The sequence below is a fragment of the Novosphingobium sp. JCM 18896 genome (assembly GCF_025938095.1).
Classification (GTDB): Bacteria; Pseudomonadota; Alphaproteobacteria; order Sphingomonadales; family Sphingomonadaceae; genus Novosphingobium.
Window position 1 is genome coordinate 28,208 of sequence record NZ_JAPCZF010000006.1, and the last position, 23,674, is coordinate 51,881.

General features: G+C 62.1%; 36 protein-coding genes. 26 read left to right on the forward strand and 10 right to left on the reverse strand.

The features are described 5' to 3' along the window. Positions 1-35 precede the first annotated feature (35 nt). The 26 genes from OLX23_RS19920 to OLX23_RS20045 all read left to right on the forward strand — a co-directional run bounded on the left by OLX23_RS19920 (position 36) and on the right by OLX23_RS20045 (position 18,794). Complete coding sequence (locus tag OLX23_RS19920; protein ID WP_264446861.1) at positions 36-317, forward strand: DUF305 domain-containing protein; 282 nt, start codon at positions 36-38, stop codon at positions 315-317. A 57-nt stretch (positions 318-374) separates the two neighbouring features. Beyond that, positions 375-1,001, forward strand: coding sequence for an HK97 family phage prohead protease (locus tag OLX23_RS19925; protein ID WP_264446863.1), 627 nt, complete (start codon positions 375-377; stop codon positions 999-1,001). A gap of 26 nt (positions 1,002-1,027) precedes the next feature. Further along, complete coding sequence (locus OLX23_RS19930) at positions 1,028-2,257, forward strand: phage major capsid protein (protein ID WP_264446864.1); 1,230 nt, start codon at positions 1,028-1,030, stop codon at positions 2,255-2,257. Between the two features lie 78 nt (positions 2,258-2,335). Further along, entirely contained in the window at positions 2,336-2,518 is a 183-nt protein-coding gene (locus OLX23_RS19935) for a hypothetical protein (protein WP_264446865.1), read from the forward strand. A gap of 23 nt (positions 2,519-2,541) precedes the next feature. Then, positions 2,542-2,850 carry a hypothetical protein gene (locus tag OLX23_RS19940; protein ID WP_264446867.1) on the forward strand — a complete coding sequence of 103 codons (309 nt, stop codon included), beginning with the start codon at positions 2,542-2,544 and terminating at the stop codon, positions 2,848-2,850. A 56-nt stretch (positions 2,851-2,906) separates the two neighbouring features. Beyond that, positions 2,907-3,215 carry a hypothetical protein gene (locus OLX23_RS19945; protein WP_264446869.1) on the forward strand — a complete coding sequence of 103 codons (309 nt, stop codon included), beginning with the start codon at positions 2,907-2,909 and terminating at the stop codon, positions 3,213-3,215. After that, positions 3,208-3,582, forward strand: a complete 375-nt coding sequence (locus OLX23_RS19950) for a hypothetical protein (protein WP_264446871.1) — start codon at positions 3,208-3,210, stop codon at positions 3,580-3,582. Before OLX23_RS19945 ends, OLX23_RS19950 begins: the two co-directional genes overlap by 8 nt. Before the next feature lie 90 nt (positions 3,583-3,672). After that, complete coding sequence (locus OLX23_RS19955) at positions 3,673-5,634, forward strand: hypothetical protein (RefSeq protein ID WP_264446872.1); 1,962 nt, start codon at positions 3,673-3,675, stop codon at positions 5,632-5,634. A 1-nt stretch (position 5,635) separates the two neighbouring features. After that, a complete protein-coding gene (locus tag OLX23_RS19960) occupies positions 5,636-6,229 on the forward strand; it encodes a head-tail connector protein (RefSeq protein WP_264446873.1) in 594 nt (197 codons plus the stop codon). 183 nt (positions 6,230-6,412) lie between these two features. Next, positions 6,413-6,946, forward strand: coding sequence for a hypothetical protein (locus OLX23_RS19965; protein ID WP_264446874.1), 534 nt, complete (start codon positions 6,413-6,415; stop codon positions 6,944-6,946). After that, positions 6,943-7,311 (forward strand): head-tail adaptor protein, encoded by a 369-nt coding sequence (locus tag OLX23_RS19970; RefSeq protein WP_264446875.1) that lies wholly within the window; start codon positions 6,943-6,945, stop codon positions 7,309-7,311. Before OLX23_RS19965 ends, OLX23_RS19970 begins: the two co-directional genes overlap by 4 nt. Before the next feature lie 2 nt (positions 7,312-7,313). Continuing rightward, complete coding sequence (locus tag OLX23_RS19975) at positions 7,314-7,838, forward strand: HK97 gp10 family phage protein (RefSeq protein ID WP_264446876.1); 525 nt, start codon at positions 7,314-7,316, stop codon at positions 7,836-7,838. Then, complete coding sequence (locus OLX23_RS19980) at positions 7,835-8,242, forward strand: tail completion protein gp17 (protein ID WP_264446877.1); 408 nt, start codon at positions 7,835-7,837, stop codon at positions 8,240-8,242. Before OLX23_RS19975 ends, OLX23_RS19980 begins: the two co-directional genes overlap by 4 nt. A gap of 10 nt (positions 8,243-8,252) precedes the next feature. After that, a complete protein-coding gene (locus OLX23_RS19985) occupies positions 8,253-8,444 on the forward strand; it encodes a hypothetical protein (protein WP_264446878.1) in 192 nt (63 codons plus the stop codon). Between the two features lie 72 nt (positions 8,445-8,516). Then, positions 8,517-8,984: a hypothetical protein gene (locus OLX23_RS19990; protein WP_264446879.1), complete on the forward strand. Its 468-nt coding sequence runs from the start codon at positions 8,517-8,519 to the stop codon at positions 8,982-8,984. Between the two features lie 134 nt (positions 8,985-9,118). Continuing rightward, the gene (locus tag OLX23_RS19995) at positions 9,119-9,541 is read left to right on the forward strand and encodes a hypothetical protein (RefSeq protein WP_264446880.1); all 423 of its coding nucleotides are present in this window, start codon (positions 9,119-9,121) and stop codon (positions 9,539-9,541) included. Positions 9,542-10,215: 674 nt separating this feature from the next. Beyond that, a complete protein-coding gene (locus OLX23_RS20000; protein WP_264446881.1) occupies positions 10,216-13,653 on the forward strand; it encodes a D-Ala-D-Ala carboxypeptidase family metallohydrolase in 3,438 nt (1,145 codons plus the stop codon). Then, positions 13,650-14,522, forward strand: a complete 873-nt coding sequence (locus OLX23_RS20005) for a hypothetical protein (RefSeq protein WP_264446882.1) — start codon at positions 13,650-13,652, stop codon at positions 14,520-14,522. Before OLX23_RS20000 ends, OLX23_RS20005 begins: the two co-directional genes overlap by 4 nt. After that, on the forward strand, positions 14,519-15,430 hold the full coding sequence (locus tag OLX23_RS20010) for a hypothetical protein (protein ID WP_264446883.1): 912 nt from the start codon (positions 14,519-14,521) through the stop codon (positions 15,428-15,430). Before OLX23_RS20005 ends, OLX23_RS20010 begins: the two co-directional genes overlap by 4 nt. A gap of 2 nt (positions 15,431-15,432) precedes the next feature. Further along, positions 15,433-15,885 carry a DUF4376 domain-containing protein gene (locus tag OLX23_RS20015; RefSeq protein WP_264446884.1) on the forward strand — a complete coding sequence of 151 codons (453 nt, stop codon included), beginning with the start codon at positions 15,433-15,435 and terminating at the stop codon, positions 15,883-15,885. Beyond that, on the forward strand, positions 15,885-16,235 hold the full coding sequence (locus OLX23_RS20020; RefSeq protein WP_264446885.1) for a hypothetical protein: 351 nt from the start codon (positions 15,885-15,887) through the stop codon (positions 16,233-16,235). Before OLX23_RS20015 ends, OLX23_RS20020 begins: the two co-directional genes overlap by 1 nt. Next, complete coding sequence (locus tag OLX23_RS20025; protein WP_264446886.1) at positions 16,232-16,591, forward strand: hypothetical protein; 360 nt, start codon at positions 16,232-16,234, stop codon at positions 16,589-16,591. The genes OLX23_RS20020 and OLX23_RS20025 overlap by 4 nt, the downstream gene beginning before the upstream one ends. Next, the gene (locus OLX23_RS20030; protein WP_264446888.1) at positions 16,588-17,193 is read left to right on the forward strand and encodes a lysozyme; all 606 of its coding nucleotides are present in this window, start codon (positions 16,588-16,590) and stop codon (positions 17,191-17,193) included. The genes OLX23_RS20025 and OLX23_RS20030 overlap by 4 nt, the downstream gene beginning before the upstream one ends. A gap of 573 nt (positions 17,194-17,766) precedes the next feature. Continuing rightward, positions 17,767-18,177, forward strand: a complete 411-nt coding sequence (locus OLX23_RS20035; protein WP_264446889.1) for a hypothetical protein — start codon at positions 17,767-17,769, stop codon at positions 18,175-18,177. Then, a complete protein-coding gene (locus OLX23_RS20040) occupies positions 18,174-18,428 on the forward strand; it encodes a hypothetical protein (RefSeq protein WP_264446890.1) in 255 nt (84 codons plus the stop codon). Before OLX23_RS20035 ends, OLX23_RS20040 begins: the two co-directional genes overlap by 4 nt. 171 nt (positions 18,429-18,599) lie before the next feature. Continuing rightward, the gene (locus OLX23_RS20045) at positions 18,600-18,794 is read left to right on the forward strand and encodes a hypothetical protein (RefSeq protein ID WP_264446891.1); all 195 of its coding nucleotides are present in this window, start codon (positions 18,600-18,602) and stop codon (positions 18,792-18,794) included. 318 nt (positions 18,795-19,112) lie between these two features. On the opposite strand, the gene OLX23_RS20050 is transcribed toward OLX23_RS20045, so the two are convergent. The 10 genes from OLX23_RS20050 to OLX23_RS20095 all read right to left on the reverse strand — a co-directional run bounded on the left by OLX23_RS20050 (position 19,113) and on the right by OLX23_RS20095 (position 23,643). Next, positions 19,113-19,301, reverse strand: a complete 189-nt coding sequence (locus tag OLX23_RS20050; RefSeq protein WP_264446892.1) for a hypothetical protein — start codon at positions 19,299-19,301, stop codon at positions 19,113-19,115. Continuing rightward, the gene (locus OLX23_RS20055; protein ID WP_264446893.1) at positions 19,298-19,624 is read right to left on the reverse strand and encodes a hypothetical protein; all 327 of its coding nucleotides are present in this window, start codon (positions 19,622-19,624) and stop codon (positions 19,298-19,300) included. The genes OLX23_RS20050 and OLX23_RS20055 overlap by 4 nt, the downstream gene beginning before the upstream one ends. Continuing rightward, positions 19,617-19,901: a hypothetical protein gene (locus OLX23_RS20060; protein WP_264446894.1), complete on the reverse strand. Its 285-nt coding sequence runs from the start codon at positions 19,899-19,901 to the stop codon at positions 19,617-19,619. The genes OLX23_RS20055 and OLX23_RS20060 overlap by 8 nt, the downstream gene beginning before the upstream one ends. A 325-nt stretch (positions 19,902-20,226) precedes the next feature. After that, complete coding sequence (locus tag OLX23_RS20065) at positions 20,227-20,553, reverse strand: hypothetical protein (RefSeq protein ID WP_264446895.1); 327 nt, start codon at positions 20,551-20,553, stop codon at positions 20,227-20,229. A gap of 85 nt (positions 20,554-20,638) precedes the next feature. Beyond that, a complete protein-coding gene (locus tag OLX23_RS20070) occupies positions 20,639-20,830 on the reverse strand; it encodes a hypothetical protein (protein WP_264446896.1) in 192 nt (63 codons plus the stop codon). Between the two features lie 37 nt (positions 20,831-20,867). Then, a complete protein-coding gene (locus OLX23_RS20075; protein WP_264446898.1) occupies positions 20,868-21,062 on the reverse strand; it encodes a hypothetical protein in 195 nt (64 codons plus the stop codon). Further along, on the reverse strand, positions 21,059-21,508 hold the full coding sequence (locus tag OLX23_RS20080; RefSeq protein WP_264446900.1) for a hypothetical protein: 450 nt from the start codon (positions 21,506-21,508) through the stop codon (positions 21,059-21,061). The genes OLX23_RS20075 and OLX23_RS20080 overlap by 4 nt, the downstream gene beginning before the upstream one ends. Beyond that, the gene (locus OLX23_RS20085) at positions 21,505-22,158 is read right to left on the reverse strand and encodes a DNA-methyltransferase (protein WP_264446902.1); all 654 of its coding nucleotides are present in this window, start codon (positions 22,156-22,158) and stop codon (positions 21,505-21,507) included. Before OLX23_RS20085 ends, OLX23_RS20080 begins: the two co-directional genes overlap by 4 nt. Then, a complete protein-coding gene (locus tag OLX23_RS20090) occupies positions 22,155-22,535 on the reverse strand; it encodes a GIY-YIG nuclease family protein (RefSeq protein WP_264446904.1) in 381 nt (126 codons plus the stop codon). The genes OLX23_RS20085 and OLX23_RS20090 overlap by 4 nt, the downstream gene beginning before the upstream one ends. A gap of 91 nt (positions 22,536-22,626) precedes the next feature. Continuing rightward, on the reverse strand, positions 22,627-23,643 hold the full coding sequence (locus OLX23_RS20095; protein ID WP_264446905.1) for a cation diffusion facilitator family transporter: 1,017 nt from the start codon (positions 23,641-23,643) through the stop codon (positions 22,627-22,629). Between the last annotated feature and the right edge of the window lie 31 nt (positions 23,644-23,674).

A 23,674-nucleotide genomic window follows, 5' to 3' on the forward strand; every position in this document is an offset into this window, starting at 1 on the left:
TTTGATGCGGAGCGTCTCGTTAGGAGAACCAAACAATGACTGAGGTAGGGACTTTCCTCCAGACACTTCTTCTATCTCTGAAGGAGTCTGATTCTAACGCCAATGCTGCTGACATCAAGTTCGCATCAGAGATGGTTGAGCATCATCGGATGGCAGTCAAAATGTCAAAGGCAATCCTCAGCAAGGGCAAGGACGAATGGATAGCCAAGTTGGCTAGGGGAATCATCTCGGCGCAGGAAAGAGAGATCGACGAGATGAAGTATTGGCTGAAGAGCAACAAGCCGTCTGCCGGCAGCGGCGGCGGAATGAATATGTGAAATGCGCATGCAGTCCCAGAACGTGCCGATCACGCAAGCGGGGCAGGAGGAAATTTGATGGACGAGCTGGACTTTGCGCTCGACGCCAAGAGTATCGACGATGATGGCAACATCGAAGGCCTTGCGGTTGGCTATGGCAACATGGACCACGGCGGCGATGTAGTGATGCCGGGCGCGATCAACTTCCAGGGCCGCAAGTCTCTGCCGATGCTGCTCTTCCATGATCAGAAGCGCCCCGCGGGGGTATGGAACAGCTTCCGAGAGGTCAGCGAGGGGCTTTTGGTCAAAGGTCGTTTCTCGATGTCGACCAACCATGGCCGAGAAGCGCACGGACTGGCTAAGGACGGTGCCCTTCAGGGGCTATCAATGGGCTACAAGACCCTGAAGCACCGCTTCGAAGGCAAGGCGCGGCAGCTTCTCGACGTTGCGCTGCACGAAATCTCGCTGGTGACGATCCCGATGAACGATCGGACGCGCATCATCAGCGTCAAAGACCTGGTTGGCGCCGGCGAACTGCCGACGCTCCCGCAATTCGAGGATTTCCTGCGCGAGGCCGGATTCTCGAAGACGCAGGCCGCTGCCATCGCTGGCAAGGGCCTCTCGTCGTTGCTCCGGGGTGAGCCCGGCAACACCACCGAAGCCGATGAATACCTCTCGGCTCTTGCGGCGCTGAACCGCGCCTAACTCACCCCAGCAAAAGGGAAATTCACATGACGACTGAAACCAAGTCGGCGGCCGAACTGGCTGCTGAGACGAAGGCCCTGTTCGATCGCCGCTTCGATGAGGTCAAAGGCCTTGCCGAAGACGCGCTCGGCAAGATCCGCAGCGGCGAAGAGCTGACGGCGGCCACCAAGGAACTGGCTGACCAGGCCATCACCGGCATGAACGAAGCGAAGGCCCGCATGGACGAGCTGGAGCAGAAGATGGCGCTGCGCCCGAGCGGCGATCAGCATGAGGCCAAGTCAGCCGGCTATCTCTTCACCGAGAACGAGAACGTGAAGCAGTTCCTGGCCAACGGCGGCCGCGGCAAGGTTGTCGTCGAGATGGAGGCCAAGGCCATCATTTCGTCACTCACCACCGACGCCAACGGCTCGGCCGGCGACCTCGTCGTCCCGCAGCGTGGACCGCTCGTCTCGGCCGTCGAGCGCCGCATGACGGTGCGCGACCTGCTGACGCCGGGCCGCACCTCGTCGAGCTCGATCCAGTATCCCAAGGAAACCGGCTTCACCAACTCGGCCGCGACCCACACGGAAACGGCGGGCACGACCAAGCCGCAGTCGGAAATCAAGTTCGACATCGCAACGGCGAATGTCACCACGATCGCGCATTTCGTGAAAGCGACGCGCCAGATCATGGACGACGTTCCGGCGCTGCAATCGTACATCGATGGCCGCCTGCGTTACGGCCTGGCCTACGCCGAGGAGCTGCAGCTTCTGAACGGCGACGGCACCGGCACCAACCTCAACGGCATTTACACGCAGGCCACCGCGCTCGCTTCGAACCCCGCCGTCATCACGACGCCGACGAAGATCGACGTTCTGCGCGTTGCCATTCTCCAGGCGACGCTCGCCGAGCTGCCCGCGACCGGCATCGTCGTCCATCCGACCGACTGGATGGGCATCGAGACCACCAAGGACAGCGCCGGCAACTACATCGTTGGCGACCCCTCGAGCAGCATTCAGCCGCGGCTATGGTCGCTGCCGGTAGTGCAGACCCAGGCAATGACGGTCGACAAGTTCCTGGTCGGTGCGTTCCGCATGGGCGCGCAGATCTTCGACCGCATGGACGCGCGCGTCGAACTCTCGACCGAGGATGGCTCGAACTTCGTCCAGAACCTGATCACGATCCTCTGCGAGGAACGCCTGGCTCTGGCGGTGTACCGGCCGGAAGCCTTCACCAAGGGCGACTTCTCGGACGCGATTACCGACCTGACGTCGTGACGAATGCAGGGGCTGGTTTTGGCCAGCCCCTCTTTTCTTGAGTGCCGCCGAGGCGACCCTCTGGAAAGGAGACCACTGATGGCTACCGAAAAAAACGAAGAAGCTCAGGCGAATCCTGGCCCGAAGGGCGCCTATGGCGTGATCCACGCGCAGGAGAATCAGATGCGCGACGCTGGAGACGGCGTATTCGAGGCGAAGTCGAGTGAGGCTGGCCGCCGCAGAGGCAAGCCGCGCGCCAAGGCTGAGAAGGCCGCCGACTGATGGCTCGGTCTGCACGCGCTCGCATGAACGCGCGATCGGCCGGCGCATTCGCCGCCGATAACATGCCGGTCAATTCGGTCGCACCGGCCATCACTGGCACGAAGACGCAGGGCCAGACCCTGACTTGCTCGAGCGGAACCTGGTCAAAGAGCCCGAGCTACGCCTACCAGTGGCGGCGCAGCGGCGTGCCGATTATCGGAGCGACTGCGAGCACGCGCGTGCTCTCGGCCGATGACGTCGGCGCGACCATGAGCTGCACCGTCAGCGCCACTTCGAATGGCGTCACCGCCGTCGCTACCAGCGCTGAAACCACGGCTGTCGTCGCCTCCTAAGGCGCTCGATCCCGGTGAAGGTCACCGCGATCCGCTGATCAACGAAAGGCTGATTTATGGCCATCAAATTCAACCAGCGCGTCAAGCACGGCGGTCACGATTTCCACCCGGGCGTGCCGTACAGCTTCGAGGACGCCGACGCCGAGCCTTACTTCAAGACCTGTGGCTGGGCCGAGGACACCGATGAAGAGCCCACGGTGGTGTTCACTGTCGGCGAAGTCGACGTGGACCCCTGCACAATCTGGGCGGACGGCGCGAACAAGCACAAGTTCGTGATGCCCGAGCGCGCTGCCGAAGCCCGCGGCATGACGTTGGAAGATGCCCAGGCCTACGTCTGGAGCGGGGAGGATCTGCGGAATGGCTAAGTCGGTTGCTGACCGCGTGCTCGATGCCGCGCTCAATATCATCAAGAACAACGACACGCGCCAGACCGTCTGCAGCGCGGAGCCGACCAACTACACGCAAGGCAACGCGACCTATGCGCTGGCCGACGTGACGATGGCATCGGGCGACTACACGTTGGCGAACGGCGACACGAGCGGCCGGAAGGTGACCGTGGCGTCGAAGACTGCGGTTCCTGTCGATGTGACCGGCACTGTGACCCACGCAGCCCTTCTCGACGTGTCAGGTTCGCTGCTCGACTACGTGACGACTACGGCTTCGCAGGCCGTGGCAGCGGGCGGCACCGTCGACATCGGCTCGTGGAAGGTGGAAATAGCGGACCCGTCGTGACGCGCCGCGACACGCCGATCCAGACCTAACCCATGACCACCCCGTCGTATCTCAACGTCGGCACGCGCAGCCAGTCGGCGGGGGTGTAGCATGACCGCTGTTACGCTGACTGCGGGGTCGTTCGGTTCGTACCGGGGATACGCGAAAAGTGGGTCTCCGACCGGGCTCGGCCCGATCGGGTCGATTTCGGGTCAGCCGCTCTCGGGTTTCATCCTTGACTCTCTCACGACCGGTCCCAGCAACGAGCTTTGGTTCGAGGGTAATACCACCGGTGTTGCGTTTGTTCTCACGGTCGATGGGGTGGCGTGGCCGAAATCGGCGGGCAGCTTTGGTGGCGGCTATACGTCCTATAGCGTCACGCCACCTGCTGGCTTCACAGGCGGCTCTACCTACACGATTGATTGCAAGGGATATGAAGGGCCGGCTTGGGTCAATGCCACGTCTGGCGCAGGCAGCACGGCTGCAACATCAATTGACTTCTCATCCAGCGGCCGAGCGGCAGGCGATGAGCTGTTCATTGCGGTCGCAACCGCAAACCAAGCCATCGCGACGCCTACAGGTTTTACCGAGGTCACTGACAATTCGGCGAGCCCGCAGTCGCGCGGCACTGCTGCTGCGGCAGGCGGACTTCGGGGCGCTGTCTTTCGGAAGACCAGCGACGGTACCGAGACGACAGTTACGATCGCGGACAGTGGGGACCATCAATACGCGGTCGGCGCGGTGTTTAGGCCCGCATCCGGCCAGGCCATTGCTATCGAAGCTGCGGCCGGCCGGAATGCCGCCGCTGCGACCTCGCAGACCGGCAACTCGCTCACTACGGGCGTCGACGAATGCCTTAATGTCGATTTCTGGTTCACCGACCGCGACAATGCTGGTCCGACCTATAGCGCGCAGGCCAATGCCAGCCTGACCAACGTCACCAAGCGTTTCGACGCCGGCACGACGCAGGGCCAGGGCTCTGGCATCATGATCGTGACCGGCGAGAAGGCTACGGCCGGATCGGTCAGCGCCACGACGGCCACCAGCGCGGCGAGCGCCGCCTATTGCGTCATTACCCTGGCGCTCAAGAACACGACGGGCGGCGGCGGAACGACCCTGACGCCGAATAACGCGGCGCACACTCATACGGCAACGCAACCCGCTCTTGCCGCGAAGTCGAGCGTCACGCCCAACAGCTCGACCCACGCAAGCAGTTCAACCAGCCCTGGCCTTGTCGCTTATGCGCCGTCCGTTGCGATCACTGTTGGTAATGCAAGCCACGCTCAGGCCGCGACCAGTCCGTCGATCACAGCCAAATCATCGGTCAGCCCGTCCGACGCGGTGCATGGACACACTTCCACAAGTCCGACCCTTTCGGCGAAGTCTACCGTTTCCCCGGACAATTCGGTCCACGCCCACGCCTCGACGCAGCCGACCATTGCCACGAAGTCGTCGGTGTCGCTCGCCAACGCCTTGCACAGCCACGAAGCGACATCGCCGGCCCTCACGCTAGGCACGATTGGGATTGCGCCTGTAAGCAGCGTCCACGGGCACACAGCGACGCAGCCTGTTCTTGCTTTCGCGGCGACGATCGTTCCGGCTGGGTCGGTTCATGGCCACACCGCGACTTCGCCAGTCATCGCAGTTTCCGGTTCGATCACGGTGAACGCGGCCACGCACGCGCAATCTGCCACCTCGCCACCACTGGCAGCCAAGGCTTCGGTGATGGTCAACGGCGCCGTGCACGGACATGCCGCGAGTGAACCGACGATCGGCGCTCACTTCTCGGTCGCGGTGAACGACAACACGCTGGGCCACCAGGCTACGTCTCCAGGGCTCGCATTCTCGTTTCAGGTCGCGCCCGACAGCGCATGGCATGCGCACATCGCTTCCTGTCCTGCGCTGCAGTTTCATCGCGGCGACATTCGCGTGCCAACGGCTAGCCGGCCGACCTTCGCGGGCACCACTCGCCCCGCAACACCGATCACGCTTCGGCCGGTGCAGATCGGTGTACCTCGGCCGGCCCAATCCATCAGCCGGCGTCCACGCCAGATCAGCACAGGGAGGCGCTAAGATGGGGCTAAAGCTCATCACCCCACCGACGACCTCGCCGGTGAGCCTCGACGACGCCAAGCGGCAGGTTCGCGTCCACACGTCGGACAACACGTTCAACGCCGAACTCCAAGCCTACATCGACGCGGCAACCAACCACCTCGATGGCCCAAACGGCATCCTCGACCGCGTCCTCGAGCCACAAGTCTGGGAACTGACGCTCGACGCTTTCACGGACAGCATCGAAATTCCGCTTCGGCCGGTGATTTCGGTCGAAAGCATCAAGTATAGCGATGCCGATGGCGCCGAGCAGACGCTGAACCCTGATGCCTACACCGTCGACCTTTCATCCTCCACGGCGTGGGTCGTCCGAAATTCGGCTGAGAGCTATCCTCAGACGGTTGATGGCATCAACGCGGTGCGAGTGCGGTTCACTGCCGGATACGCGCTCAGCGGCTCTGAGAGCGGCGTTCCGGCGGCATTGAAGCAGGCAATCCTTCTGCTCGTGGGTCACTTTTTTGAGAATAAAGCGGCCGTATCTGTTGGAAATCCAACAGAAGTTCCTTTAGCATTCAACGCGTTGGTGATGCCATACCGTCGACTAGCCATAGCGTGATGAAAGCAAATGCCGCCAAGAGAATGCAGAAGATGTAATGTCTCGTTTATACGAGGACACAGCGCAGAGCGGTTTTGCTTGTCCTGTCGAGATGAGGGACGCGCGGAGACAGCAAGGCGAGGCCAGCGTGCTTACCGGGATCGGGTGAAACAGGACCCAGAGTACCGGAAGAAGCGTACCGAAATGACCCGCTCTTACGTCGCTCGCAACCGCGATAAGGCCAATGCTTATCAGCGGGAATATGCAGCGCGGCAGTCGGATCACAAGCGTCGAACGGCCGAACTATGGCGAAAGAATAATCCTGAGCGCTGCAAGGAATTAGCCCGCATTCGCACAGAGAAACAGCAAGCGACCGGTTGGGCAGAGTTAAATGCACGTCGGCGAGCCGACCCCAAGTTCCGTATTGATAACCGAATGAGCGTCAATATCGGCGCGGCTTTAAAGGGACGGAAAGCGGGGCGTCGTTGGGAGTCGTTGGTGGGCTATACTCTCGACGACCTTGTGGCGCATCTCGAGGCTCTGTTTCTGCCGGGGATGACCTGGGACAATATCGGCGAGTGGCACATTGATCATGTCCGGCCGAAATCTTCGTTTTCCTATTTGAGCCCAGATGAGGCGGAATTTCGGGAGTGCTGGTCGATGGCAAACCTGCAGCCTCTTTGGGCATCTGACAATCTGTCGAAGCACACCAAACTTGATTGGCAGCGCCAAGCATGAGCGCCGGCAGTCACAACCGCGAGGTTGAGATCCAGAGCCGCGAGACGACCATCGATCCGATCTACGGGACGAATGAAGAGGTCCAGTGGACCACGATCGCGACGGTGTGGGCGGAAGTGCAGGACATGCTGCCCTCGCGCGCCGAGCGGGTCGATAACGGCATTTCCATGAGCCAGCGCCCGACGCGGGTTCGGATGCTGTTCCGCGACGACGTGACCAGCGCTATGCGGTTCGTGGTCAAGGGCCGCTCGCCGGGTGAGGCTGATCGTGTGCTGCGGATTACCGCGGGACCGGCTGAGCTTGGGTTTCGGGAGCGGGTGGAGTTCATGGCCGCTGAATACAGCTCGAGCGGCGAGGAAGTCTGACCATGGCGGGCTTCTTCGACATGAAGATGGTCGGCGGCGCAAAAATGCACGACCTTCTGCAGCAGCTCCCCGTCGAAATCGAAACCAAAATCATGCGCAACGGGCTAGCCGCTGGCGTGCGAGTGCTGCGAGACGAGGCGCGAGCTCAGGTTGCGGACAGCACTGCCACCGGCAAGCTGCGCAAGTCGATCAAGACCACACGCGACACCAATCGCAAGACCGGCCAGGTCATCGCCAAAGTGAAGCTCAAGGGCGAGCATTCCTATCTCGGCCTCTGGATGGAGCGCGGCGTCTCGCCTCACCTCATCACTGTTCGGGACGGCTCCGGGGCGCTCAAGATCGGCCGCAACTTTGTGAGCGGCGAGGTGATGCACCCTGGTTTTGCGGCCAAGCCGTTCATGACACCGGCCGTCGACATCAAGGGAGACGCGGCGATCAATGAGGTGGGCGACTACATCGCCCGCTACCTCAACTGGGGCACGATCCAAGCGCCGGCTGTAGCGGTAGACGAGGAAGAGGCAGCATGAGCGACGGCGTTGCAGTGGTGCGCCAGCTTCTGCTCGCGTCCTCCGATCTTCTTGCAACGGTCCCGGCATCGCGCATCGCCGCTGGCCCCATGCCGCTCGGGATCACGCTTCCCGCTCTGTCGATCAGCAGCATTTCGTCGGTTGACGAGAACATCCCCGCGCCTGGCGCGACCCGGTTTGTTCGCGAGCGCGTCCGGGTGACGGCGATGTCGCCGAACTACCCGACCGTCAAAGCACTCATCCGCAAGGTTCGCAAAGCTCTGGCCGATCAAGCGCCCGAGGTCGCTGGGCTCCAGCATGTCACCGTCCACACCGACGGTACCGGCGGCGATTACATGAACGACGAGGCCTCGATCCGAATGTCGGACCAGGACGTGATCGTGAAGTTCAACGAAGCTCGATAGGAGAAATACCATGGCCAAGACCGTCAACGCCGTCGTGACCCGCGCCCGCGGTGCCCGCATCGGTGATGAATTCCATGAGCATGGCGCGACCGTGACGCTGCCCCAGAACCAGTTCGACGACCTCGGCCCCGACGGGATCGGTTGGGTCGACAAGGCGGGCGCCAAGACCACCGAGACCAAGGCGGACGCCAAGCCCGCCTGACACGAGATTGCCGTTCCCGGCAATGCCATGCCCCGGCCGTGAACTGGGCGCTTCAACCTGGAGTGAAACCCCATGACGTTCGCAACTGCTGCCGGGACGACGCTTGCCCTTTCGGCTGCCGCACCCGCTACCTACACCGAAGCCGGCTATGAAGCCCTGACCTTCACCACCGTCGGCGAAGTTACCGACCTCGGCGAAATTCCGAGCCGCGTCTATGAACTGGTCACGCACCAGCCCATCGGTGAGCGCGGCATGCGCAAGGCGAAGGGGGGCTATTCTATCGGGTCGCAGACCATCGTCTATGCGCTCGACGCCGACGATGCAGGCCAGACCCTCGTCGACACTGCGACCAATTCGGACACCGTCTATTCGGTGAAGATCAGTCACCCGCTGCTCGGCGACATCTACGCTCGCGCGCTCGTGATGGGCGGCCCCAAGAGCTACGGCGACGTCAACACTGTCGCTACCCGCTCGGTCACGCTCGAATATACGATCGTCAACCAGACCACGGACGGCATCGTCTACGTCGAGCCGGCCTGATCCCTCTTCCGCCCGTGAGCGGGAGGTTTGCTCCTCTCCCAACCTTGCCGGTCTTCGGGCCGGCCCCTTTGTCACCGGCCCGGCTCGTCACGGAGCGTCGGGCCGGTGGCGCCCTTCCGTGAAAGGATCCTCGAATGCCCATCGATCTCACTCAGAAGCTCGTCCCGACTGTTGGTCTCATCCAGATCAAGGCGCAGGACGGTTCACCCCTTGTCGATGACGCTGGCCAGCCCGCTTTCGCGCGCGTGCACTCCCCCGCGTCGAAGGTCTGGGAAGTCGCCAACGCCGCACGTCGCCGCAAGTCGATGAAGCGCGTTCGCGAGAACGGCGGCAAGATCGAAGCGGCAGCCGACGCGCCCGAGGACGTCATCGAATTCCTCTGCGCGGTGACCGAAGAGTTCATAAATGTCTCCGTGCCGCTGGCCGAAGGCGAGACCGGCGCCAAGGCGATGGTCAAAGCGATCTATTCGCACCCTCAGCTCGGCTACATCCGCGATCAGATGGACGGCGATAGCCGCGACTGGGCGGCTTTTACGAGTGGGTCCACGAGCAACTAGAACTCTGGACCCGTCAAATCGCCTGGCTCAACACGGCCCCGTCTGTTGAGCACAGCGGCAAGGGCAAGCGGCCCGAATCTAAGTCCCGCATAGCAGCGAAGCGGGAGCGTGATGAACCGATCGTGCTCCCGCCGAACCCCGCCCCGCACATCACGGACTGGCTGATGGAGATTGGCCCGACTGTCCCGGCCGGCATGGGCGAGGGTCCGATTGGCTGGGAAGCGATGGACGCATGGTCGCGGCTGACCGGGATTGATTTGGATCCTTGGGAGGCGAAGACAATCCGACGCTTGTCGGAGGCATTCATCAGCCAACGGCACGAGGCTCGAGCGCCGTTGTGCCCGCCGCCCTTTACCGACGCCCCGCCCAAGGTGGTGCGGGACAAGGTAGGTGATCAGTTCAAGGCTATGGTTTCGGCGCTGACTGCGCGGAAGAGGTAGCGGGGACGCAGTTGGTCTGAATTCGAACTGCTCGGTAAAGCGCTTCGGCGTTCTTCCGGTAGGCCGCTTCAAGAGCGCGGCAGGTAGCCTCATCTGCAACCTGCATCGGGTTCTGACAGGCGACGTTATCAACCGACGTCGCAAGGCAAGCGATAAACCAAATCATAGAGGTCTCCCGCTCGCGACTTAGCGCGGATCGGCCGCCTCGTCATCACCTTGATGAAAGGATCGCCAATGGCATCCAACCGCGTCGCCACGCTCGAGATCCAGATGGCGGCAGACATCACGCGCCTGCAAAAGGACATGAAGGACGCTCAGCGTGCCATCGATGCGATGACCGGCGGCGCAGAGGCGGGCTTCAACAAGTCTGGCCGAGCCGCCTCAAACATGGCGCGCGCCGCACAGGATGCCGCGGCGGGAATGAACAAAGCCAGCGGTCAGGGCCGCATGATGGCTCAGCAGTTCAGCCAAATGGCGCAGCAGGTGATGGCCGGCGGCAATGCGATCCAGGCGCTGGCGATCCAGCTTCCTGATATCGTCAGCCAGCTCAACGCCTCGGGCCAGGCCGCCAACAAGTTCGCGGCGTTCATGGGCGGCCCTTGGGGCATTGCCCTTACCTCGGCTATCGCGCTAGCCGCCTCGTTCGGCTTCGAAATGCTCAAGGGCGAGGAGTCGACCAAGAAGAACGAGCGGGCTCAGCGTTCGTTTGTCGACGTCCTCAACGACAGCAAGTCGTCGTGGGAAGAGGTTCGCAAGGCAGCGAAGGCCTACAATGACGAGCAGGCGAAAACCCGCGTTCTGACGCTCGATCAGATCCAGACCGAAGCGCTAGCAACAGCAGGCAAACTCAAGAGTGCAGCTGCATCACGCACCAAGTATCTGGCAGAACTCGAAGCGGCTAAGCTGGAAGCCGACATCGCGGCTCAGACCGGCAGTGGCGAAGGGCTGATGTTCGCCCTTCGCAAGCAAGCAGAAGTCGAGGCGAAGATTCGCGAGAACGTCGCCGCGATCAGCGAGCTTGAACGCAGCGCGAGCGAGATCACTATCAAGACGGCAGAGGCCATCGCCGCGCTGCGCCTTGACCCCTCGGCGAAGTTGAAGGCCGGTTTCGATATCCTGCGTAATCAGGCCCGATCCTCAATCACCGACGTCAACGAACTGGGCAATGCCCTGACCGACCTGGGGCGGCGCGAGGAAGCGGCCCAGAAGGCAATCACTGAAAGCACGCGCAAGCGGGCTGATGAGACGATGAAGCTCGCCAAGGTGACGGGTGAGGAGATCGCCCGCGCGCTTGGCACCACGATTACGAGCGGCCTGCGCTCCGCATCGCGCAACGCAGGTGTCGGGGGCGCGAAAAACTCATATCACCTAATCGGCCAGGCCATCGACATTCCGCTGACGGTCAACGGCCGGCCGATCACGAAAGAATGGATCCGCCAACAACTTGAACCGCTCGGAATCCAGATCAAGGAACTGCTCGGACCCGGCGACAAGGGCCACAGCGACCATTTCCATATCGCCTTCGGGATAAAGCGCCTCGCCCCTGATCAGGTACGTAGGCTGCAGGACGATGCAGCCGAGGCCGCAGAGAAAGCTGCCAAGGCAGCACGCGAAGCCGCGACGCGTGAGTGGCAGGCCCTTTACGACATGCAGGCCGACATGGCCGCAAAGCTGCTGCCTGGCCTACTGCAGATTGAGGCTGTGCAGCGCTCCATTTTTTCCGATCAACTCGCTCGCGACAACGCGGAGCGCACGAAGCATATCACGGATGCTGCGGACGCGACGTTGCGTTGGAATGAGCAGCTGGAAAGAACTCTCGAATACCTAGATGGCCTTGGCGGCGCAGGCCGAACGCTAAGTGACATCGCGGCGGTAATAACCGGGCTGCAGGTAGGAGATTTCCGAAACGTCAGGGGGCCTCTTGGGTCGACGCTAAACCTCCTCAACCAAACCGACTTCGGCAAGAACTTCCTCGGCAAGTTCGAGGGAACGCTGGACAAGTTCTTTGGCGGCAAAGGCGCGTTCACCGAAGCCCTCGGCGCGTTTGGCCTTGCTGTCTCGGCCAACCAGCTGATCGGCGACATCGTCGGCTTCAAGGGCGGCCCGCTCGGCATCTTCACGAGCCTAGTCGAGAGCATTTTCAAGAAGGACAAGTACGGCAGTTCGGTCGTCACGGCGAGCGGCGTCTCGCTGCGCGGCAACAACAGCGACGCCAAGTCGGGCGCGGACTCGCTGGGTAACGCGCTGAACACGTCGCTGCAGAACCTGGCCAAGATGCTGAACACGACGCTTGACCAGTATGCTGTGTCTATCGGCGTCACGAACGGCAAAATCAACGTTAACCCGGGCACGGTGAACGGCAAGATCGGCACCACGTTCCAGCGCGACACCATTGATTTCGGCAAGGACGAAGCTGGCGCGCTCAAGTGGGCCATCCAGAACGCGATCGAGGATGGGGCCTTTGCTGGTCTCTCTGAGGGCGTGAAGAAGTTCCTCACCTCGGGTGACGTCGAGCAGCAGATCCAGCGCTACATGAACCTGCAATCCGCCTTCGACGAGCTTTCGTCGATCAAGGATCCGCAGGGCTACGCTCTAACGCAGCTGGACAAGGCGTTCACCGAACTCCGCACGACGGCGACGGAAGCGGGCGAAGACTTGGCGCGCGTCGAAGAATTGTATGGTTTGAAGCGCAAGGAAATCGTCGAGAAGTACGCCGAAGACACCCTCGACCTCGAACGCCAGGCCCGATCCATGGATGCCGAGATCGCGCGCCTGCAGGGCGATGCCATCAAGGCCACGGCCATCGCGCGCGAGCTGGAGCGCGAGCAGATCGATGAGACGCTGCGGGCTCGGTACGACCTGATCGCGTCGCTGCAGGACGAGGCACAGGCGGCTCAGGAAGCGGCGGCGGCTTCGGACCGTATCCTCGCCCTGCAAATCCGCCTGTCTCGTGCTCAGGGCGACGAAGCGACCGCCAAGGCCCTGGAGAACATGCAGGAGCTGAACTCGGCGCAGACCGAGCAGGAGCGGCAGATGCTGCGGATGATCCACGAGACGGATCGTCTGATGGAGCAGCAACAGCAGGCCACCGAGGCGACCAGCATGTTCGCCAACATGATCCAGTCGGTCGCCGACGCCGCATACAAGGCAAGCGCCGAACTGCGCACCTACGCCAACCAGATCTTCGACGAGGCCACGCAGACGGACCCGACCGTTTTGCTCAGCCAGATCCAGGCGGCGATGAAGGCCGGTAACGCCGCGGTTCTGCCCGAACTGATCAAGGCCTACCTGCCGATGGCCGAGAACCAGGCGGGCTCGCTGGCCGATTACCAGCGCCAGATCGCCTTCCTTCGCCAGGGCAGCCTCAACACGGCAAATCTCGCTGATGCCCAGGCCAACCAAGGCGCGAGCGCCATGTCCTGGTACCTGCGTCAGATGCAGGAAACCGGCGGGCGCGGCAGCTGGATGGCAACCATGCCTGATGGCTTCCGCGAGGAGCAGGAGCGTCTAGGCGGGATCACGGCCGAGAAGCTCGATCGCGTGATTGACCTGCTTGAGCGGCAGAACGCCATCGGTGCCGATCAGGTTGTCGAGCTACAGACGCAAACCTCGACCATCGACGACGCCTTTAACGGCGGCGCTGGCGTGGTCGTTCTGGAGCCGGCGGCATGAGCGAGGTCATCAACCCCGCGGTAATGACGCTGGTCTCGACGACCGCGACCGAAACGGTGCCGCTGTGGACCGCTGGATCGTACAACATCGGCGTCCAGAAGCGGCTCGATACGACGAACCGGATCTATGAGAGCTTGGAGGATGGCAACACGGACATGCCGCCAAGCGCGAAGTGGGCGGACGCCGGCCCAACGAACCGATATGCCGTATTTGACGACAGCTATCGGACGAAAACGACCCGCGCGAGCAGCCTGACTTTTGTGATCAGCGCCGCAGCGTTCACCAACCGTATCGCGCTCCTCAACCTAGTCGGCACGTCGCTTTCGGTCGTGGTCACGAAGGATGGCGACGAGGTCTACAACAAGACGTTCTCGCTGCTCAGCAGCAACGGCATCGTCGATCTCTGGACCTACTTCTACACGCCCTACGCCTACATCCGGGACAAGGTCGTGATGGATATTCCGACGATGTCCGGCCTCACCTACACGATCACGATCACCGGACCCGGCGAAGTTGGCATCGGCCTCATTCGCATTGGTCTCGGCAAATATATCGGCAAGGCCGAATACGGGTCGAGCGTCGGCAACAAGAAGTTCAGCATCCCCGGCTTCGACAAGTACGGCAAATGGACGCCGACGTCGCGGCGACCGAACGCCAAGCGTGGCTCGTTCGACATGTGGCTTTCGGGCAACGATGACGTCGACGACATCAAGTCATTTCTCGATGACCTCGACCTGACGCTCGTCGTCTTCGTGATGACGCCCGAATACACGCGCGGGATCATCTGGGGCTACGCGAACGACGCCAACTTCACCTTCCTTACCTACGGCATCGACAAATACCGTCTCGAAATTGAGGGCGCGACATGACCATTCCTCTCGTACCAGTTCTTGAGCCCGTCCCGCTTCGTGGGGATCAACCCGAGCCCGAGTTCCAAGAGAACGTCGTCACGTTCCTCGACGCTCTGCCCGATTATTCCGAGGCGCAGAACGCGCAGGCAACGGCGATGAACGAGACCGCTGCAGCGATCGACGCTCAGGCCGCGCAGGTGGCGGCCGATACTGAGACGGTGAGGGATCTCTACGACCTGATGGCCACCGACGATGCCAGCGAAATGCGCGGCAGTTCGACGACGTCAATCACCATCGGAACGGGCGCAAAGTCCTTCGTAACGCAGGCCGGCAAGCTCTGGCGGCCGACCCAATGGCTGCTGATCCGGTCGCAGGCCAATCCGGCGAATTACATGAGCGGCCCCATCACGGCCTATGACGTTTCGGATGGCAACCCGCTGACGCTCGACGTGCAGCAGACGGGCGGCTCGGGGACATTCACCGACTGGCAGATTTACGCGGTCGGAGCGCCTGTCGTTCGTGAGCAGTGGGAGTTGATTGGTTCACCAATTTCCACGGCCTCTGGCACTTCGTGGACGATCAACCCTCTGCCAAACAACTATGCCGATCTCCTGGTTGATCTGGCCGGCGTGCAGCAGAGTTCCGGCGGGCCCCGATCCTTGCTCGTGCAGCTTTACGACGGAACCACATGGCAAAGCGCGGGGGCTGTCGCGTCAAATATCAGTAGCGCCACTCCATTCACGGGGCACGTGAACATTTGGGGTTATGGCCACGACCTGATCCGCGTGTTTGGCAATCCGAACTTGGGGCAAACCAGCCTCAATTCCGCATCAGTGACCGTAACCGGTGGCGCCAAAGGCATCCGGTTCCTTTGGGCTGGCAACGACACCGGCACTGCCGGCACCATTCGCGTTTGGGGGAAGTGATCATGGCTGACGGTCTCGAAATCATCCTCAACCCGATCACCGGTCAGGTAAACGAGGTTCCCTATGACCTGCCCGTACCGACGCTGGCCGAGGCCAAGGCGGCGAGGCTGGCCGACCTTGCCAACATCCGCTGGCAGCACGAGGTCGCAGGGATCGTCATTCCCTACAATGGGCAGCCGGTGCAGATCAGGACGGATCGCGAGGTTCGCACCGAACTGTATCAGGCGATGGGCGAAGCCGAGAAGGACGACGAGTTCGTCTGGAGCTTCAAGATGGCGAACGCGATCTGGGTCCGCAACGTGCCAGCTGCGGCAGTCCTCATGGTCGGATCGGCGGTCAAGGCGCACATCAAGGCATGCTTCGATAACGAGTTGACGCTGAACGATGCGATCCTTGCCGCCACCTCGGTCGAGGCGGTGCAGGCGATCGACCTGACGGTGGGGTGGCCGGGCTGATGTCGAATACCGGCGATGCAGCTCAGACACGCCTTATCGTCGAGCAAGTCGTCGAAGCGTCATTCGTCACGTTGGCTGACAGGATGGCGGAGAGGTTTCAGCCAGCGGCTAAGGAGCCTCCCATCCATCCTCTCGTCAAATGGCTGGTCGGCGCGATCGCCGGGCTCGGTGCCGCCGCAATCATCGGCATCGGCTTCTGGCTCGTCTCCAGCGTCAGCGGAATGCAGCAGACGCTCGCGCGGATGGACGAGCGCATGGTCAGCGGCGCGGTGAAAGACGGGCGTGTCGATGAACTGGACCGTCGCGTCACGAAGCTCGAAGCCTATCATCAGGGAGGCGCGAAACAATGAAGGGACTGACCGAAGCCCTTAAGGGGATCTCCGGCGACTACGAACTCAACCGACTGGTCGGGTTCTTCGGCGGCATCGTCTACGTCATCGGCGCGCACATTTTCGTCGGCTATGAGGTGCTGTGGCTGGGCAAGCCGTTTGACCTCACTGCCTACTGCCTCGCGTTCCCCGGCGGCCTGGCTGTCGTTGCGGGTGGCACTGCTGCTGCGGTCGCCATCAAGGACCGCAATGTCGCCGCGTCGAAGGTCATCGAGCAGACCGGCAGCAACCCGGCGACACCGCCTGCACCGGCTCCCCCCGTGCAGCCTGAGTTGGCCGTCGTGCCTGACGATACGCTGCCGGAGTATGCCCGATGAGCCTCATTGATCGGCGCGAGATTTTCCAGGCCGTCAAGGCGCTGCGCAAAGGCCAAGGCTTCACGCTGGCCGAGGTGCAGCAGCTGGACGCTGCAATCGACCGGGCGCTTGCGAACGTGACGCCGCAGTTCGCGCAGCCGCCGCCGACTGGCCGTCAGGTAGGTCAACGCGGCATCGACCTGATGCACCAGTTCGAAGGCTGCCAGCTTGAGGCGTACCCTGACCCGGGCAGCAAGGACGGCAACCCTTGGACGATCGGCTATGGGTCGACCGGCCCCGGCATCGCCAAGGGCGTGCGGTGGACGCAGGCGCAGGCTGACGCGCGCTTTGCCGAAGACCTCGCGAAGTTTGCCGCACGAGTGGACGCATTGATCGGTGACGCTCCCACGGATCAGTCGCAGTTCGAGGCCCTGGTTTCGCTCGCCTACAACATCGGTCTCGACGCGCTGAAAAAGTCCACCGTCCTGCGCAAGCACAAGGCTGGCGATCATGCTGGTGCGGCGGCTGCCTTTCATGCCTGGCGCATGAATGACGGGAAGGTCATGAAAGGACTGGTTCGCCGCCGCGCCGCTGAGGCGCAGCTCTACTTGGCCGATGACTAGCGTCCAGTTGCCTCTGCCCAACGGTCAACCGGCCAATGTTCCACGCGGTAGGCCAGCGTTGTTGCGTGCACGTGTAGATGTCTCGCGAGTTGGGCTCGTGTCCACCGCTGACCTTGGTACTCTATCATCACGTTGTTGCGGAGATTGGCTTGCTGTTGGGCTGGCGTTGCCCATCGGCAATTTCCCGGCTCATAACCTTTGGAGCCGTCGATCCTGTCAATCGTCATGCCGGAAGGGCGTGGCCCCATATCGTCAAAGAACGCTTGGAAACTGTGCCAGCGCTCGCAGACATTTACGCCTGCAGCACCATACTGATGGTACTTCCCAGCCTTTGGATTCTCGCACCGCTGCAGCATCGCCGCCCAAGATCGATACTCGCCCGTGTCGCAACGACCATGCCGTGTCGCACCTCGTCTTAGAAGGTTCGCTTTCGCGTTGCACGCACGCGAGCAATAGTTGCCCCGACCTTGGGCGAGCTTCGATGCGTACGTCTGGAACGTGGCCCCGCACGTCGGGCATTGGCGGTCAATCGGCATGCCCATTTGTAGCTCAAAAACAAAACGAGGGCAAGTTATGAACCTCCTCATCCCCCTGCTGACGTCCTGGGGCGTGCCGGAGAAGCTTCGCCAGCCATTCCAGTGGTTGGCGGTCATCATCGCCGCTCTCGGCCTCCTGTGGGCCGGGAAAGCGATCTACGACGCCAGCGTGATCGAGAAGCACGAGCAAGGGCGCGCCACAGATGCCATCGCGGCCTACAGCACCAGCGCCGAACAGCGCGCGGCCGACACCATCACCGGCATCATCGCGAGCAAGGACCGGGAGGACGCCATTGCAACCGCTGCGGCATCCGAGGCGGCGAAACCCGTCGATCAGCGCGCCAAGCTCCCGCCCACGACGCTGGCCCTGAACTGCGCTCGGTTTCGGCAGGCCTACACGGCGCGCGAACTGGCCAAGAACGCGGTATACCAGGAGAAGTGCTCATGAAGCGCGCGATCGTTCTCTGTCTCGCCGTCGCCGGCTGCGCGTCGAAGCCGCTGCCGTTTCCACCGCGCGCAGATGTAGTCGCGATGACCGAGGCGAAGCCAAAGCCCGGCGCCGATGTGCTGACCGATCCGGCTGCGAACGATCGCTATAACTCCGTGTTGGAAGCTAGGGGAGATCGACTCTATGCAGCAGGCGTGAGGTTGTGTCGGTTTTTCCGCGACACTGGCATGGATGTCGATTGCCCCGGCTGATACCCTCCACCAACAGCGTGGAAGCTCAAGGCGTCTCGGCTCAGGCTGGGGCGCCTTTTTCGTTTCAGCTATGACCCGACCATGCGAATCGACACCCTCGCCGATCTGCAGCGGCACAGATGCAATCTCCTGGTCCATTGCCGTTCATGCCAGAAGTGGTCAGAGCGATCGGTGCACCAGCTTACGGGCATGCCGTGGGGGCCCGACCTGCCGCCGGGCGATCTCACCGAGAAGCTGTCGGCCGTGGTCGCGCGGCTCAAGTGCTCGAACTGCGGCGTGCGCGACGTCGAGACCTGGCCGACCAGGACCGGATCCGCGATGGACGATATACGGACCGGGAGATGGTCTCCGCCCGCCGATGAATGAGAAAGACCGCCGAGCGTCTCGCCCACCCGGCGGCCTCACATGTCGGAGAGAGGATCCGTCATCCGACGCGGCGGTTCTACGCCTCGCTGACCGACGCTCCAAACTCGATCGTGTCGACTTCGGAGGCAAGCCTTAGCAACCGCTTTGCCTGCCGCCGTCCCCACGGTCCCTGCTTGGCTATGCGGAAAGCACGAGCTCGAATTCGATCAGGCTGGTCCATGGCGCTGGTGTATCAAGTGATTTCCGTGTAGGAAATGCGTGCCGAAAGGGAGGGACGCGGCCCTCGCTGGGGTGGCCCGCTTAACAGTGCCCCGGCCGTTATTGCTTGGCCTGCTTCCGGCCGGCGCTGATGAATGACCTCGCCGTCATGAACGCTTGGTGCTGCCCGAGCATGATCAGGTATTCGCGGCTCTTGGTGTCTCGCTTAGACACCCGATCGAGCAGCGGTTCACGCAGGGCGGCCAAACGCTTCACGAGCCAAGCGTCGATCTCGTCGGCCTCGCTCACCGCTCACCCCCAATCAACTCCGCATCCCCCTCTGCCAGATCAGAGAGAGCCTTACCTCTATGGTGGACGCCTCTCTTGATCATTCCTGCGGCTTGGTCGTAGTAGGCGGCTCTCGAAACGTAGAGCATTGCCATGTCTGCGCTGGCCGTATCTACTCCCTTTCGGCTCTCGTCCGCTTCCGCCTCCAACCACGCCACGATCGCCTTCCTTTCCTCCCCATCAGTACGGGAGGAGCGGATACGATCGACCATGATGTCGAACACCTCCTGAGCGGTTCTGCGCTCAATGCCCACGATGCGCCGCGTCGGGTCGGTATTAGTCATTGGCTGGGCCTTTCGGTGGGAGGAAGGCGACAAGATCGACTTGCTCAGGCTCGCACCACCCCTCGACCACCTCGTACCCTGCGGCTCGCATGGTCTCTTCAACTGCGATCGGACAGAGGCAGAAAGATAGATCGTCGCCCGCCATATCTGCCGGTTCGCTGACAATGCTTTCATCATCCCCGAACCACAGGACATTCTCCCGACCTACCAGTGCCGCCAGTTCGCGCGCTTGCTCGATCCAGTGATTGCCGTCGCGGACGTGAAGTTCAGTGCACATCGGTGCCTCCGCAATAGGGATTGAAGCCCGAGAGGGTGAAGACGGGGACCGGCTTCATGCGATAGCACGAAAGCCCGGCCCGTAGGGATTGCCATAAGTTATTGACGGTATTGCTGTTATCCTTCATGGGGGCGCTCCGGTTTGTAGGCCTGGATTGATCCGGTTAGGTTCGTAGGTATCTCCCAATGCCATTCCTTTGCTGAGAGCATGTACGAATGCTCCACTGCCCCTGAGTGCGTCTTGAGGATCACGCGACACGGAATGTGAGGCGCAACAGGCATCGGACCACCATCATGCGCAATCCAGCCCTCGGGCAGTTCCTCGCTCATTCCCCTTCCTTTCGCGCTGTGGCGTTTCTCGCATCACTGCAAAGACGATAAGCCTCATACCAGCCACGACGGGTGCGCTCAGCGAGTTGCTTGGCGTAGGGAGGCCGACCACGCAGGCAGACGAACCGACCGCTCCAGAAGCGTGGTTCGATCCCCGCTAGCTTGAGGCCATCGTTCATCATGCCGGGGAACTGCTGCGCCTCGACCACGGCATAGATCTTGCCAGCCTCCACGATCTGCTGATCGTCCTTATGTAGGCCATGCAGGCAGTAGGCTCGGTCTCCCGGCCGCCAGTGGTCAAAGGGCTCAACCGAGAAGATCATGCTGTCCCTTCCTCACCAGCATCGCTGGCTCGGCCCGAAGGGTGAGAGCCCGGCCCGTCAGGGCATCGCCCGGGAGTGGTGGTCATCAGCGGTCCTCCGTCGTGACGTTGGGCTGGTGGCTCGGACCGAACGTCCACTTGAGGACAACCCACATGATTGCCCCGATGAGCAACGCCCCGCCTTCGACAGCGAAGTGGTGAAGCCCGGCCGGATAGCGATCCGCGTAGACCGAACCGGCGGTTAACTGCGCGACAACCAAGGCTTGCCAGAACCTCATTCCACACCCCCATTCAACCGCTCGATTTCAGTAAGGGTCATGATGCCTCCTCAATCTTGGCATCTATTTCGGCGATCAGATCCTCGCGGCTGTCAGCGTAAGCCTTCTCGCCGTTGTCGCACCACTCGCCGTCGTCATCGATCCAGGCATCGTAGTTCGGGCCGAGCGCCATCCATGCTGGTTCAGGCCATTGCCCGTTGCTGATCGTCCAGTCTCGGTATGCTTCGCTCATGATGAGAGCCTTTCGTCGGACCCGCATGTGTCATCCCGTAGCCCCTCGGTTGCGGGCTGGCAGGCCAAAGCAGCTTTGAGCCTAGGCAACATTTCGCTGTCCCAGACCTCTTTCGGTGATCGCGCCTGAGCCGGAATGCCCATGAGCGCGGCGAGTTCATAGAAGGCGGTTGCGTAGCCATCAGCGGGCTGCCGATAGTTCGGACTCAGCCCAGCAGGTAACTGATCGTCCTCCCATTCGTGAATTGCCTCCAGGCAGTCCTCAAGTGATCCGACAGAGCCGCGGCGAGTATCACCCGCATCAGGCGCGCCATCGAAATCGTCGTGCCACCAGTCGAAGTCCCAAGCAGTCGGCAGGATTGGCTTGGGCCGATACTCGATGCACCAAGGCCCGTATTTCCATTGCGCTTTGTCTTTGGCGACCAGGGGGTAACGGTGCTCGGTCATGCCGCGCTCTCCATGAACATGTCGCCTTGGCGCTGGGCGTCCTCAATGCGCTTGCAGGCGATGTCGAAATACTTGGGCTCGCGCTCAATGCCGATGAACTGGCGCCCCATCTGGACTGCAGCGACGCCGGTCGTGCCAGAGCCCATGAACGGGTCGAGGATGGTCTGCGCATCAGGCAGGAAGCCGAGGCACCACTTCATCAAGCGAAGCGGCTTTTGGGTTGGATGCGACTTGCCCTCGCTGGCAAGTTGGGCATGCGCAAAGTTGAATGCACGCACGGGTTGATCGAGCGTCGTCCACGCGAGTTCGGCGTGTCCACTCGTGAACTCACGGACAATCTTGTCCCACAGGAGCCAACCGCGACGAGGCGGGAGCGAGAAATAGTTGCCACCCCAGATTATGGAATGCTCCGCAAGATCTGGGAGGCCGAGCACAACCTCGGTCGGAGCCTCTACGTCCCAACCCATTTCAGAGCCGCCATCATTCAGTTTCCAGCTAGCTTTCGTGCCCGCGGCGCCGCCCTGCCATTTGTCGCCAAGCCCATACGGCGGATCGGTCACGACGGCATCGACCTTGCCCAGCGTCGGTAGAACCTCCCGGCAATCACCGAGATACAGCGTCGCCCGCCCGATGTGCTCGACGCGGCTCATGCCACCTCTCCCTGCAACCGCTCAATCTCGGCCAGGATCTCAGGGGCGGGATTGAACCATTCGCCTCGCTTATGATGCGCTTTGAACCGGGCATGATACTTGCGCTCGGTAGCCACCCCGCCTTTCCGCAGAGCGCGAACCGCCAGCTTCTCGGCCTGAGCCTGCTGGAGTTTCTTGACGCGCATACGCAGGTTGGTGGTCGTGCCGATCTTGATCGGACCATTCTCGCCAGCCTGGATGAAGTAGACCAGACCATCGTCAGGTAGGGGGAGCCTGCGCTTGGCTGGCGTCGGCTGCGCCAGCAATGCCAGGGCGTGCGCTAGGGCCTCTTCTCCCGTGGTCCGCGCATGGTCCGCAGATGCTCGAAAGTTCGCCATTGAATCACCTTTCGTTCGACCTCAAGTGGGCCGTTCTTCAAGGCTTTCGTGGCTGTTTCTTCGGTGTAAACGAGATGCTCTACCAACTGAGCTAAGCGCCCGCTCGCGGGATTCGCGCTTTAGGCGATTTTCCCCCGTGGTCAATCGCAGGAGATGATCCGTCACCCGCGAAGCTGACGGCATCCTCCTGTTTTTCCGGACGGATGTAGATCGACGAGATCGACGACGAGATAGCCTTGAGCTGGGCCTCCATCTCCTCGATCAGCCGCTCGGCCTCGCCCATCGGCAGGCTATCGACGAAATCGGCGCTGATCGCGACGAAGATCGAATCGGGTGCCGTGTGGATCGTGCGCACGTGGTTGAGCGCCGTGATCTCGGGCCGATCTTCCAGCGCGCGGCGGAGCTGTTCGATCAGCGCGGGATCGGCGCTCTCGCCGATCAGCAGACCCTTGGCCTCGCGCGCGAGAAGCATCGCGACCGTAGCCAGCACCGCGCCGATCGCGATCGAGGCCATGCCGTCGATCCGTGGATCGCCGTAGTGGTGGCTGAACCAGACGCCGAGCCCGGCGAGCAACAAGCCGACGAGCGCGGCACTGTCTTCGAACAGCACGATGAAGCCCGCCGGATCCTTCGAGCGCTTGATCGCGGTCCACCAGGTCGCGGCACCGCGTCGCGCACCGAACTCCTTCACGGCGATCGCCCAGGACGTTCCTTCGAGCAGAAAGGCGACGGCGAGCACGATGTAGTTGATCGTCGGATCGGCAAGCGCCTCAGGCGCAGCGATGTGGCGCAGGCCCTCGTAGATCGACACGCCCGCGCCGATCGCGAAGATAAGGATCGCGACGACGAAGGCCCAGAAATAGAGCTCGCGGCCGTAACCGAAGGGATGGCTGCGGTCGGCAGGCTTCTTCGCGCGGTGCTGGCCGTAGAGCAGCAGGACCTGGTTGCCGCTGTCGACCAGCGAGTGGACGCCTTCGGTCGCCATCGACGACGAACCGCTGATCCCTGCGGCGACGAACTTGGCCACGGCGATGCCGAGATTGGCGAGCAGCGCGCCATAGAGGACGATGTTGTCCTTGAAATGCGCCTTCCTGCCGTCGTCAGCCATGGCGCCACAACGATGCGCGCCGCGACTTGTT